The organism is Marinobacter sp. (genome assembly GCF_035268745.1).
Taxonomy (GTDB): domain Bacteria; phylum Pseudomonadota; class Gammaproteobacteria; order Pseudomonadales; family Oleiphilaceae; genus Marinobacter.
Genome location: NZ_DATFKH010000057.1, coordinates 35,673 through 47,316, shown reverse-complemented (window position 1 = coordinate 47,316; position 11,644 = coordinate 35,673). Strand labels below are relative to the sequence as shown.

At 57.7% G+C, this 11,644-nt stretch carries 13 protein-coding genes; all 13 read right to left on the bottom strand.

Features of this window, described 5'->3' with window-relative positions; translation table 11 throughout:
• Positions 1-2: 2 nt before the first annotated feature.
• The 13 genes from VJ956_RS05000 to VJ956_RS04940 all read right to left on the bottom strand — a co-directional run bounded on the left by VJ956_RS05000 (position 3) and on the right by VJ956_RS04940 (position 11,640).
• Positions 3-503: a biopolymer transporter ExbD gene (locus tag VJ956_RS05000; protein ID WP_324082281.1), complete on the bottom strand. Its 501-nt coding sequence runs from the start codon at positions 501-503 to the stop codon at positions 3-5.
• Entirely contained in the window at positions 500-1,006 is a 507-nt protein-coding gene (locus tag VJ956_RS04995) for an ExbD/TolR family protein (RefSeq protein ID WP_324082280.1), read from the bottom strand. Before VJ956_RS04995 ends, VJ956_RS05000 begins: the two co-directional genes overlap by 4 nt.
• 24 nt (positions 1,007-1,030) lie before the next feature.
• Positions 1,031-1,729 (bottom strand): MotA/TolQ/ExbB proton channel family protein, encoded by a 699-nt coding sequence (locus tag VJ956_RS04990; protein WP_324082278.1) that lies wholly within the window; start codon positions 1,727-1,729, stop codon positions 1,031-1,033.
• Positions 1,730-1,863: 134 nt separating this feature from the next.
• Positions 1,864-2,187, bottom strand: a complete 324-nt coding sequence (locus tag VJ956_RS04985; protein WP_324082276.1) for a hypothetical protein — start codon at positions 2,185-2,187, stop codon at positions 1,864-1,866.
• Between the two features lie 11 nt (positions 2,188-2,198).
• Positions 2,199-2,789 (bottom strand): tetratricopeptide repeat protein, encoded by a 591-nt coding sequence (locus tag VJ956_RS04980; protein ID WP_324082274.1) that lies wholly within the window; start codon positions 2,787-2,789, stop codon positions 2,199-2,201.
• A complete protein-coding gene (locus tag VJ956_RS04975) occupies positions 2,776-5,646 on the bottom strand; it encodes a tetratricopeptide repeat protein (RefSeq protein WP_324082272.1) in 2,871 nt (956 codons plus the stop codon). The genes VJ956_RS04980 and VJ956_RS04975 overlap by 14 nt, the downstream gene beginning before the upstream one ends.
• On the bottom strand, positions 5,639-7,741 hold the full coding sequence (locus tag VJ956_RS04970) for a hypothetical protein (RefSeq protein ID WP_324082270.1): 2,103 nt from the start codon (positions 7,739-7,741) through the stop codon (positions 5,639-5,641). The genes VJ956_RS04975 and VJ956_RS04970 overlap by 8 nt, the downstream gene beginning before the upstream one ends.
• The gene (locus VJ956_RS04965; protein ID WP_324082268.1) at positions 7,732-8,298 is read right to left on the bottom strand and encodes an AraC family transcriptional regulator; all 567 of its coding nucleotides are present in this window, start codon (positions 8,296-8,298) and stop codon (positions 7,732-7,734) included. The genes VJ956_RS04970 and VJ956_RS04965 overlap by 10 nt, the downstream gene beginning before the upstream one ends.
• A gap of 16 nt (positions 8,299-8,314) precedes the next feature.
• Positions 8,315-9,481, bottom strand: a complete 1,167-nt coding sequence (locus tag VJ956_RS04960) for a DUF3570 domain-containing protein (RefSeq protein ID WP_414674385.1) — start codon at positions 9,479-9,481, stop codon at positions 8,315-8,317.
• Positions 9,468-9,710, bottom strand: coding sequence for a DUF4266 domain-containing protein (locus VJ956_RS04955; RefSeq protein WP_324082266.1), 243 nt, complete (start codon positions 9,708-9,710; stop codon positions 9,468-9,470). Before VJ956_RS04955 ends, VJ956_RS04960 begins: the two co-directional genes overlap by 14 nt.
• 48 nt (positions 9,711-9,758) lie before the next feature.
• Positions 9,759-10,256 (bottom strand): TlpA disulfide reductase family protein, encoded by a 498-nt coding sequence (locus VJ956_RS04950; protein WP_324082265.1) that lies wholly within the window; start codon positions 10,254-10,256, stop codon positions 9,759-9,761.
• A 14-nt stretch (positions 10,257-10,270) separates the two neighbouring features.
• Positions 10,271-10,918, bottom strand: a complete 648-nt coding sequence (locus VJ956_RS04945) for an outer membrane beta-barrel domain-containing protein (RefSeq protein WP_324082263.1) — start codon at positions 10,916-10,918, stop codon at positions 10,271-10,273.
• On the bottom strand, positions 10,888-11,640 hold the full coding sequence (locus VJ956_RS04940) for an SH3 domain-containing protein (protein ID WP_324082261.1): 753 nt from the start codon (positions 11,638-11,640) through the stop codon (positions 10,888-10,890). Before VJ956_RS04940 ends, VJ956_RS04945 begins: the two co-directional genes overlap by 31 nt.
• Between the last annotated feature and the right edge of the window lie 4 nt (positions 11,641-11,644).

Below are 11,644 nucleotides of genomic sequence, written 5' to 3'. Positions count from 1 at the left end.
GATCAGGCTCCCTGCTCTGCTTTCTGATTGACCGCCAGAGAAATACTGGCGTACCCGGCTTGGACACAGGTGGACATGATTTTCTTCAACAGGTCATATGGCAGTTCCCGGTCGGCCACAATGGTGATGGGCCTGCCATCTTCCGGCGCCGGTTTGCCCGAGCGACCGGACTGATAGTCAAGTTCCTCCTTGAGGCCAGGCTCGACTTCGCCATCGAAAGCCCGGAACGCATCCAGCTTTGCCACGACACGCCCGTTCACCAGGATGTCGTTATCGGTTACGGTAAGCGCCAGTACGTCAGCTGGCGGTGTTTCGGCCGAGGAAACGGGCAGCTTGATGCCGCTCTCCTGGTTGAGCACCTGGACATCCGAGGACGAATTCACCATCAGGAAGAACACCAGAATGGTGAAAATATCCATCAGCGACACCAGATTCAGCTTGCCCTGGTACCGACGGCGACTGTAATGACGCTTCAGGCGTCTGGCCTTGGCAGATTCCTTCATGAGCTTTCTTCTACCTCCACCCTTTCCGGAGCGTCCCCGAGGGAAATTTCAGGAAAGAGTTCTGCATTAACCACGTCACCGGCTACCACGGCCTCATAGGAACGCACAGAATCCATCACCGAGACCAGGGTCTGGTAGGTGGTGTCGCTGGACGGCAGGATGATGATGTTGCGCTTGTCCGGCATGCGTCTTTTCAGTTCCTGCATCACCTGACCCAGCAACTCGTAATCGTATTCCGCTTCGCTTTGGGGGATGGCCTTGATAACGCCGCCCTGATTGTCGGCAACCACCAGTTCATCATCAAAAATCATCACCTGAAGCTGGAGCTCTTTCTGCTCCTGGGAAGATCCGCCGCCGGTATCCGGAAAATTCAGTTCCAGCACGCTGGTATGGGCGAATACCATATTCAGCAGCAGAACCGGCACCAGCACGATCATCAGGTTCATGAACGGTGTTATATCCAGATCGGCTTCGCTGCGAAGCCGACGATGCTTGCCTCTCATGGACTGAGCTCCCTGGTATGAACGTTAGGCCATGGACCCGGCGGGACTGGCGGGCTGATCGTTCTGCGGGGCTCGCGGAGCACTGGCGGGTCGGCCGTTGGTGCCATCATTAATAAGGTTCAACACCTTGATTCCGGCCATTTCAAAGCTGTCGATGATTTCGTTGGTTTTGGTCTGCAGAATGGAGTGGAGCAATAGCAGCGGAATCGCGGACATCAGCCCGAAAGCGGTAGTGTTCATGGCAACCGAGATACTCTGGGAAAGCAGGCTCGCCTTCTGCGAGGGATCCGCCGATGCCACGGCAGTAAATGCCGCAATAAGACCGATGATGGTTCCAAGCAAGCCCAGAAGAGTTGCAATGTTGGCCAGCGTGGCCAGGTACTGGGTGCGCTTTTCCAGACGCGGCATGACTTCCATCAGCCCTTCTTCCATGGCGTATTCGATTTCTTCCCGGGACTGCCGGCGTGCAAGGCGCTGCAAACCCAGACTCAGCATGGAGGCCATGGCACTACCGGCCTCAGTGGCGTAATTCAGAGCGCCCTTGAGATCCTTTTTGGCAATCATCTGGTGAAGCCGGTTGAAGTCCCGGCGGTTGGTCATTTTCTGGGCAGAAAGGTAAATATATCGTTCAGTGGCAACGATGATACCCACAACCAGCACAGTGGCTATCGGGTACATAAAAAAGCCACCTTCCTGAAAGAAGCGAACGGCAGTTTCGATCATTTTTTCGGCACTCCATAATCCATGAATGTTATGAGTCTATTTGGCAACGAATGGCATTGGGGTAAGTTACCGCAAAGCTCTGTTGCGGTTTGTGTTTATTTGCACAGCTGCACAGTCGGAAGGTGATACAGGTCTCATTCCGGCCTGCTGCTCTCAATTCCGGGCCCGGCTTCCGATGCCTTCAGCGCCTGAAAGTGGTGATGATAACTTATCAGGCGCTGAAATTCGGACCGTTGCAGAGGTTTGATCGGCCGCGCCAGCATCATATCTTCATCCGGACCACCAAGTGACCGGACTTCCGGCGGGTTCCAGGGTATCAGGTACAGCACCAGGGGCGCTTCGTGACCACCCTGAAGGCGGGCCCCCTCCAGCGTTATTACCCCCTCCTGGGCAACGGCGACAGCGGGTGCGCCGGCAACCAGTCCGGTAATCAGCAAGATGTTCAGAGCATATTTCATGGGCGCGGTCCTCAGCTCCGGTTCCTGGCATCGAAAATCCAGTCTTTCAGCCGTGGGTTGGGCTCTTCCACCATGGACTGATACTGCTCATACAGGGGCAAGGCATCACCGGGCCTGCCAAGATAGATATCCAGTAGAATCGCAAGGTTCATCATCGCAGGCAGGTAATCCGGTTCGGCGGCCAGGGCTTCACGGTAATAGGCCTCCGCCCGGGCAAACTCGCCGTTTTCTCTGGCGATAACCCCCAGATGATTCAGCGCAGGCGCATGACCGGCATCCAGCGCAACGACTTCTTCAAAACGCGCCTTTGCCTGCCCCTGATCACCTGCCTGCAGGGCCAGAATACCGAGATTTGCCAATGGTCCGGTACGCTCGGGGTGGGACTCATGCAGCGCCTGGAACTGCCGTCTGGCGACTTCGTGACTGCCATTTTCCATGGCGTCGACAGCCTGGCCGAAATTCTGTTCAAGCAATTCCTGCCGGGCCTGCTCCCGGGCCAGAGCCGTGTCTTCCGGGGTTGGCGCCATGTTAGCACATCCCGCCAGCCAGGCCATTAAGGCGAGCGCAACAGCGGTGCGCATCAGGCTTTCAATCCAGCTCATGAACGACTCCCGTCAGAATTTCCGGTTTGTCATAGCGACCCGGCAGCAACTGTTTCAACGCTTCAAAACTGCTTCTGACCCACTCATCGTAGATACCTTCGCGGGCGCGGCTGGCATTCTGCTCGTGAATACTGATCGCGTTATCCTCAAACGGAAATGCCTGCTCTTCCAGCAATAATTCGTACTGGGCCAGCTCCAGCTCGGACAGTCCCTCGGGCCGTTCGGAATCCATCAGGTCCTGCCCCAGCCGCCCGTAAATATGCGCGATCTGATAACCCGCCTCGGTTGAAAACGACGAAACGCCATATCCCAGGGTTTTCTGATAAGCGGTCACGGCCTCTTCCAGAGCAGCGGTTTTCGCCCGCATACTCTGGTTCAGCGGCAGCGTAAGCCTGATGGCATTGTAAGATTCCAGTTTTTCACGGGCAAGGATCACCGAAGCTTCCGCCGCCAGGTATCGCATCCGGTCATCAACCTGATCCGGCGCCTCATCCACCACTTCCATCTGTTGTCTGAGCCACTGGCGACGACGCTCGTCATCACCCACTTCGGCGTAAAGCCCGGACAGACTCTTTGCCGCTTCCATAAACACATCCCGGGGCTGTGGGTAGGTGTTGGCATACAGACGCCAGGCATCAATAGCCTTGGTCAGGTTGCCGGAACGCTCATAAAGCTCGGCCGCAATCAACAGGTTTTCCCGCTTCTCTTCCGCGGTGGTTGCCAGGGCAAAGAGCCGGTTGAGTTCATCACCGGCTTGCTCCCACTGCCCGGTTTCGCGGTAAGCCAGCGCCAGCTTTGCAGGCAGGGTGTCAATCTGCTCGTGATCCGGGTAGTTGCTGCGGAAGGCAATCATTATGTCAATGGCATCCTGCCAGTGCCCGAGTTCCATCCGCAAGGTTGCGGCATCAAACTCGGCGTTGGCTCTGAGGGTGGCACCAGGGGCAACCACTCCCACCCGCAGAAACTCGTTCGCTGCCTCTGCGGTCCTGCCTGCAGCCGCCAGCGCCTCGGCCTGACGGAACACCGAAGCCGCCAGGCTTTCAACCAGACCGGCACGGCGTGGGTCGGCGGCAGGTAACAGCTCCAGAACATGCTGATAGCCGGTTTCGGCGTCTGCGTATTGCCCCAGCTCGAAGAGGCTGCGAGCTTGCAACAACCGGGCCTCGGCAAAAAGTTCGGGGCGCGGGTTGCGGGCAATCAACTGTTCACTCAGATCCACAACCTGTTGATAGCCCTGCTGGTCAAACCGGTACTGCACTGCCGTAAACAGCACATCGTCGGCCCTGGGATCCATGGGAAACGCATTGGCAAAGCGCAGGCGATTCAGCTGTTGTAACTCGGCATGATTGCTGCGCTCCTCTTCCGGCTCCCCGGACCAGGTTTTGGCGTACTCCTGAAACGCCAGCACCGAGGCATAGCCCGCTTCTCTCGCTCTTTCCGGCGCTTCGTTGCGGTGCGCGAGGTCGTAGGCCACCTGCTCGAATGCGGCAATCGCTTCAGGCCACTGTTCCAGAGCCAGCCTGGATTCGCCGAGCAGAAACAGCATTTCCGGGGTCTGGGGATGAGACGGGAAAGTGTCAGCGAATTCCTCATAGTAATCCGCTGCTATCAGGTAGCGCTCACGAGCCTCGCGCCCCTGACTGTCAGCTGCCAGCGCGTACTGACGATTGGCAAGCTCCGGAATCAGGGTTTCCAGTTGTTGTTCGATAAACCCGAGAGTCTCTTTATCCGCCTGCTGCCAGTAATTGCTGTAAAAGCCATAATCATTGACAAACTGTGCCTTGCGATCAGTTATTGACGACGTGAAGCCAGCGGCCTGGAGGATTTCAATAATCCGGACGTAATATCTCGGCGCCCACGGGCTGAACGGGCGGGATTCAATATAGCGCTCATACACGCTGATGGCATCGGAGTATTGTTCACGTTCGAACAGCAGTTCGCTGTAGCGGTCATAAATCAGCCTTTCATAGGGCTTTTCGCCGACCTGATCAAACAGGGCCTGGAGCGTGTTGGCGCCGTCGAGATAGGACAGCGACAACCCGAACACCCGGAACAGGTCCTCGGTCAGGGTCTGGTACTGTTCGTCTATTGAGACCGCTGACACATTATCGGGAACGACCAGCTCCAGCACGTCCATGTAGCTGCGCAGCGCGGGCCGGAAATCACCCTGCTTGAACTGACTCCAGCCGCGCATGTAAATCGCGTTGACCAGGAAGGATTCGCCCCGACTGGCGGACGGATCCGCGTTGATGACAGTCCTGAAAGCGTCCTCCGCTTCGGCATAACGATTATCCCGGAACAGAATATCCCCCCGGCGGAACTGGGATTCCACCCACAATTCCGACCCGGGGTAGTCTTCAACCAGCCGGTCAAGTGCTGCCAGTTGCTGCTCGCGCATGCCCCGTAACTCATAGACACGCGCAAGCTGATAAAGCACACGGTCGTTGCTGCTGCGGTCCGGATACTCGGTCAACAGGGCTTCGTAGGCTTCAGTGGCGGCGGCCATGTCTTCCACCGCATTGTCGATAAGCTCGGTTTCGGCGCGCTCGAATTCAAGGTCCGCAAGCCGGTGGCGGACTTCAACCCGCTTGCCGGGATCCTGCAGCAGCGGCAGCAACGCCCGGTAACTTTCCACCACCTCTTCCCGCGTCACCTCTGCTGCGTTGCTCTGCGGCATCGCCGGCAGGGCAGCGGGTTGCAGGCTCGCCAGGGTCCCCGGCTCAGGCTCGCTGCCCCCATCACCGCCGAAAATGCCGGGCATTGACTGACAGCCGGACAGAGCCAGCACTACGGACAACAGCAGCGGCAGCCCCGGACAAGGGATCATTCTGCCACTGCGCAGACGCCAGCTATTCATCGGCGTCCTCCGTGTCAGTGATCCGCGACCTGAATCCCGGATCTGCCATGGGGTCTGCCATGGGGGCAGCCGCCGCGGGTTCGCCTGCGCTAAGTAACAGCCGATCAGCCAGACGCGCCTGAGCATGGCGGGAAGCCAGCAGGTAACCGGCAATCTGCCGCCGTTGGCTGGCCAGCTCGGCCTCCACCAGCACGAGCAGATCCTGCCGGGTCTGATCCAGAGCAAGCTCAAGCATCCCGTTGAGCTGCTCCAGCTGTTCCCGCTTGCGGCGGATCCTGTCTGCAAACCGGTCGAGCCGGGCATCGGATAACAGCTCCTGCTCCACCAGTTGGCGCTGGCTGACAAAGGTTGCCATAGCCTTGTCCAGTTCCCGCAACTGGCTGATCGCAGCCCAGCGGTTAGTGCTGTAATCGTTGACCAGCCACCAGTCGAGATAGGCCCGCATTCGTTTATAGGTCTGGCGCTGTCTGCGTGTACTTCTGTCGTCTGGAAGTTGACTCAGGGTTTCCTCGACTGCATCCAGCTGTTGCTTGAGCTGTCGCTGCTCTGCCGTCATGAAAAAGGTGACATCCTGTGCGGCCGATGCCTGCTCGATCCTGCGGCGGAACCGGGACTGCTGAGCCTCCCATTCATCCACGTTGAGCGTCGCTAGCGCTTGCCGGGTTTCCAGAATACGGGCTTCACGACGAGTCCTGCGAGTGTCCAGCATGACGTCAAAGGAGTTCAACTGGGCGCGCCACCGGTCCAGAGAATTGCTCAGCCGGTAAAGCTCGTGCAGGTCGCGCAGGGCCAATTGGAAACCTTCACCGGCCAGCAATCCGGCGAGGCTGAAATCCTGCGGTTGCACCCGAACCCGACCGTAGCTGTCAACCAGCATGGTGGATTCGCCCAGTGCCGGTTCAGCGCCACGCTGCGCCGCCCTGTTGCGATCATTGCCGCCATTATCCGCACCTTCACGGATAAAATTCAGCGCTTCGACCAGGCGGGCTTCGGTAAGATCAGCCTGCTCTTCAGCCAGGCGCTCATCCAGTCCCAGGTAATGCCTGGCGGCGGCCCGGTAGGCCTCCAGCGCTGCCTCTGGCCGATTCATCTGCTCAATGGTGAACGCCCGGGCGTAAGGTACCTGCTGCAGCCAAGGTGTAAACAGGGGGCGATTCTGTAAAGTCTCCAGGGCCTGAAGCGCCAGGCCATTCTGGCCCAGGTTCGAGGCGGCGACGGCGTAATCAGACAGTGCCTGGTCCGACATCAGCCCGTCCAGCGGGATGGCACCCAGTACCGCCATGGCCTGCTGGAAATTTCCCTGGGCCAGGTGCAGACGCCCCAGGGTGAGGCGGGCCTGTTGTTCCAGCGCGATGAGTTCGTCTGCGGTTTGCGGCGCCAGCCGGCTTTCCGGCTCGGCCTGCTCAATCAGTGCCGACAGGCCGGCAATGGCGGCCTGCGCACTATCAGCGGCCAGCAACTGCACGGCACGGTTGTAACGCAGATACCAGCTCCAGACGGAATTCGGTGGCAACGGCTGCAGGATTTTATCGAACTGTTTATCAGTTACCATGGCGCCACGCTGAGCCAGCAGCCACTGCCCCCTCAGGTAGAGCCATTCCCGGTAAAGCGTTTCCTCCGTGGCTTTCAGCAGGTCGCCGTCCACCCGATCGAGAGCGTCCTTCGACGCATCGGAGTCCGCTTCCAGCCACAGCACTTTGGCCATATAGAACCAGGCCTGATTGCGGATTTCACTGGCTACATCCGACTCATCCAGCAAAGCTTCCAGAACGGCATAGGCTTCCCGGGTCATGCCATAGGCAAGCATCAACCCGGCTTCCACCAGCAGTGGATGGTCGCCGTGACCGGAAATACCACCTTCCGCTTTAGCCACGTTCAAACGGGTCAGCGCCTGGAAAAAGTCGCCCTGATGGTATTCGTAAAGCACCATGCCATAGCTGGTATCATTGACCCTTTGCCGGGGCTCATCCGCCAGCGCGGTTGCGCAGACCCACGCAGCCAGAACGGCAAGAGCCATGCCGGCCCGGAAAGAACCGGTGCGCGGTTGCAGACACTGGAATGAACGACGGTCAGCCACGGCTTGCATCAATCCCACTCGACAATGGTCACTTCCTGTTGGTAATTGAACGGGTTGTCGCGAATACGGACTTCCAGGGCAGCAGTGCCGGTGCCTTTTTCAAATTCCAGTGTTGCTGCCTGTTTGTAGACCTGCTTATTGCGACCGGTGCTCTCCACGAACACGGTCAGCTCATGGTTGCCGGTTTTCAGGTTGCCGATATGCAGCCGCTGCATGCCGCCGCGCTCCAGTGCCTTCAACTGACGTTCGGTGTAAAGGTGGGAGGCCACGATATCGTCATTCAGCTTGAGCTTGACCGCGTCCAGTTGCAGCAATTTTCCGGTATCAACACTGAGGAACACGGCAAACTGCGTGCTTGCCGGGAACAGCAGGTCTTCCTCCAGGATAAACAGGTCACGGTTGAGCTTTATCACCTTTTTTTTGAGCTCTTCCACACTCAGCGCCACCGAACCTTCAGCGCTTTCATCGGAGCTCTGCTGTGCCGGCAACTGGAAAGATAACAGTGCCAGCACACAGAAAGCCCAGGGCAGCCTCCGGGTACAGAGGGTTTTAACAATGCGCAGAATTATCATCATGGGTCTTCCTGGCCATTCAGTATTCAAGAATCAGCGACGCCCGGGTAACAATCGCGTCGAAGGAGTAAAGCGGCTCTTCGCCGGCCGGGAACGAACCCGGTGCGGTGACATCACGAAAATTGTCGTAATCAAACTCCAGCCAGTCCAGCAACAGGCTGGCCTGCAACCGGGAAATACCCGGCAGTGAGGTCTGTTTCCACTCGTACACCAGACCGCCGCCGAAAGTGACTCCCGAAAACGAACTCAGTTCCTTGTCACGGGCCAGGTGAGTCTGGGAATTTTCAAATGCGAAAAGGTCGCTGTAGAAATCCGCCTGATCCTGATCGTAGTAACGGACCTTGCCCTCCAGGGACCAGCGCGGATTCAGCGCATGCACGTACGCCAGCTCGTAGGTATGGGAATCTATGCCCCAGGTGTCGCTGAAGAACCGGTATTCTGCGCGGATGGATGCACGGTACGGCAGGTAGTAAAGCACTCTGCTGGCGAGGGAGTAGCTGGTCCGGGTTTCCGGGTAGCGCTCCGGCTGATACTCGAAGCCGGTGGGATCATTGGGGTCAATAAAGCGGTTCTGGCGGTAGGGGTTCTGCAGAAAACCCTCGTCGGTAATCACTTCAAAGTCAAAACTCAACAAGCTGTTGGCAGTGATTACCTGGCTCAGGCCAAGCTGGTAGTTGCGTCTTTCGGCTTCTTCCTCAAAGGATTCATTGCCCCTTTCCCTGACCGTGTCCCAGCCGTTCGCATACCCGAGGCTGAGCGTGGACATGCCACCAAAGAACTCCTGGCTCACCGAGAAATATACGGTGTTGGCTTCGTAGTCATTTTCCGAGCTGTTGGTGTAACCCAGGCTGAGAATCGACTGCTGGTACAGATAATCTATGCCGGCCGTCAGTTCAGTCCGTTCTTCAGTGTAGGGACTGGCCACTGCCAGCACGTCAACAGATGCTGCCGAGACGGAATCCACATAATACTGGCCCGACACGGATAGCTGCGCACCCAGGTTTTTGCGAACCAGCACGGAGGGGCCATCAATCACCATGCCACCACCGTCATACCGGTGGTAGAGCATATCCACCTGGTCCTCGGGCAAAGTGGCGGCCGTTGCCGGCGAGCCAACCAGAATCAGCAGCACAACGGCCAGCCAGAACCCGGACCACAGCATGACCGGCCGTTCAGTTACAGCCACAGCCACCCCCGGAACCGCCTTCAGACCCCCGGGACGACTCCCTCGACTGATAGACATGATGCATATAGGAACTGGCCTTGCCGTGACGGCTGAGACTCATGACCGGGTCTGCCAGTCTGTCGCGCTCATAGGGTTTTACCCAGGGTTTGATATCGCTGCAGCCAGATGTAGCCAGCAGCACCAGAACCAGAGCCAGGACTGGCAGTGCGGTTTCAAGGGCCTTGATCATTGCGTTCTCCAGTAACTCAATCTGCCGACTCGTTGCTGCCAGCCGGTATCACTCGCGCAAAAGCTGACGAATCTGCTGTTCATAATCGTCTTCGTAGCCGGGCTTGTAGCCGTAATGTATGAAGCGCGCCGTACCGTTGCGATCGATCATTATGGTGGTCGGCATGGCCTGCACTCGGTAAAGCTCGCTGACCCGGCTTTCCGGGTCGTACAGAATCGGGAAGCTCACCGGTACACTGTTGAGGAAACGATGGGCTTCTTCGCGGTTGGCATCGACGTTTACCGCCAGTACGGTGAAACCGAGATCCTTGTACTGCTCATAGAGATCATCCATCAGGGGCATTTCCTGGCGACAGGGGCCGCACCAGGAAGCCCAGAAGTTCAGCATCACCACCTGACCACGGAAATTCTCCAGGCGCAGGTTCTCCCCCTGCCTGCTCTTGAGCGTAAAGTCTGCCGCGGGTTCACTGATTTCTTTCGCCGGCACCACAGCGGCGCCAAGAACGAGGCTCAGTAACAGGACAATTCGAAATATCAGACTATTCATCAACAACCCCTTGATCAGAAAAAGACAGACAGGCCGAGGCTGACTTCCGTGTTCATTGAGGTTTTTTCCTCACCCAGCACATCGATCCGGTAAAGATGCTCCCGCACCGTAAACTGAACGGCGATGCTGTCGGTCAACAGCACCTGATATCCGGCACCGACGTTCGCGGTAAACCGGGTGTCGCCGGCAAACTCCGTTGCTCCGGCGCCCCCGATCAGATAGAAATTGGTATTGAACGCGTAATTTTCCGTCAGAAAGGCCCGACCCGGCAGTACATTGATACCGAGATTGGCGCTGTAATAGCGGTACTCCCGTTCCTCATCAGACAACACGCGCACGTTGCCCCCGAGCTTCTCGAAACTGGTCTCCCCACCTTCGGCAAAACCCACATTCGCCTCAAAAAAGAAGCGCTCGCTCAGGTGGTAGGTAAGTTTGCCAGCGGCAAGAAACGAAGATTCAAAATCCTCGATCTTCATGAACCCGGTGACTACCCCGATCTCAAAATTCTCGGTATCAATCAGCGCTTCCGTTACCGGCTGGGGCTGGACGTCTGGTTCGATCAATGGCCGATCGCTCTGCTGGGCAGCCGCCAGAGCGCTGATTGCTGCCATAACCGGCATCAACAGGGCTTTCAGAAGAATATGCTTAATCCGATTTTCCATTCCAGTGCTTCTTCGTTAGTGGCCCGGCTGGTGAAGATCTTGTAGTCCTTCACCTCTGCTCGAATAAAATAGTTGTCAGTCACATAGGCACGAATGCCGAGGCCTGCATGGCCGATGCTGTTGTCCCGTTCTTCCGGCAGTGCCAGCGTGGATTTGGGTTCGATAAAAATATGGCCCGCACCAAGTGTAAAGAAAGGCGACACACGCCACTGCGGAAAAGGCTGATGCACAATGTTGGCGTTAAACATGCGTATTTCGGAGGCGCTGCCCAGTACCTGGGTGGCCCAGAGCTCCGCTGACAGATTCTCTGTCATCGCGAAGCCCCCGTAAACCGCCGTTGATGCGGCCTCTTCAAACTGGCCCATCAACAGGCCCGCCTCCCAACGGCGAGTGCCGAAATCGTCAAACCGCGGCTCGTTGAACATCACCCTGTCACCAGTGCGATCTACTGTTTCCAGCACATCATCAACATGCACCCAGCCTTCACGCCCCTTGTCATCAGTCACCTTGAGCCAGGAGGTCTTGCGCTTGATCAGGCTGAGCCACTCGCCTTTCTCGCTGGCGTGAATGACCGGGTGGCCCGCGCCCGGGCCCGTCCGCCACTCGATGAATGGTTTCACAACCCGCACCTGAGGCAATGGCTCATCCTCGCTGCCCCAGAGCCAGCCCGCCGAGGCGAACAGAGGAAAACACAGCAGGAGCAGGCACAGGACAGATCGCATAATC

Excerpts from the sequence above, each read along its gene's own strand:
- VJ956_RS04955 (WP_324082266.1), bottom strand. The coding sequence starts at position 9,710 with ATGATCAAGGCCCTTGAAACCGCACTGCCAGTCCTGGCTCTGGTTCTG.
- VJ956_RS05000 (WP_324082281.1), bottom strand. The coding sequence starts at position 503 with ATGAAGGAATCTGCCAAGGCCAGACGCCTGAAGCGTCATTACAGTCGC.
- VJ956_RS04990 (WP_324082278.1), bottom strand. The coding sequence starts at position 1,729 with ATGATCGAAACTGCCGTTCGCTTCTTTCAGGAAGGTGGCTTTTTTATG.
- VJ956_RS04985 (WP_324082276.1), bottom strand. The coding sequence starts at position 2,187 with ATGAAATATGCTCTGAACATCTTGCTGATTACCGGACTGGTTGCCGGC.
- VJ956_RS04995 (WP_324082280.1), bottom strand. The coding sequence starts at position 1,006 with ATGAGAGGCAAGCATCGTCGGCTTCGCAGCGAAGCCGATCTGGATATA.
- VJ956_RS04980 (WP_324082274.1), bottom strand. The coding sequence starts at position 2,789 with ATGAGCTGGATTGAAAGCCTGATGCGCACCGCTGTTGCGCTCGCCTTA.
- VJ956_RS04965 (WP_324082268.1), bottom strand. The coding sequence starts at position 8,298 with ATGATGATAATTCTGCGCATTGTTAAAACCCTCTGTACCCGGAGGCTG.
- VJ956_RS04975 (WP_324082272.1), bottom strand. The coding sequence starts at position 5,646 with ATGAATAGCTGGCGTCTGCGCAGTGGCAGAATGATCCCTTGTCCGGGG.
- VJ956_RS04945 (WP_324082263.1), bottom strand. The coding sequence starts at position 10,918 with ATGGAAAATCGGATTAAGCATATTCTTCTGAAAGCCCTGTTGATGCCG.
- VJ956_RS04940 (WP_324082261.1), bottom strand. The coding sequence starts at position 11,640 with ATGCGATCTGTCCTGTGCCTGCTCCTGCTGTGTTTTCCTCTGTTCGCC.
- VJ956_RS04950 (WP_324082265.1), bottom strand. The coding sequence starts at position 10,256 with ATGAATAGTCTGATATTTCGAATTGTCCTGTTACTGAGCCTCGTTCTT.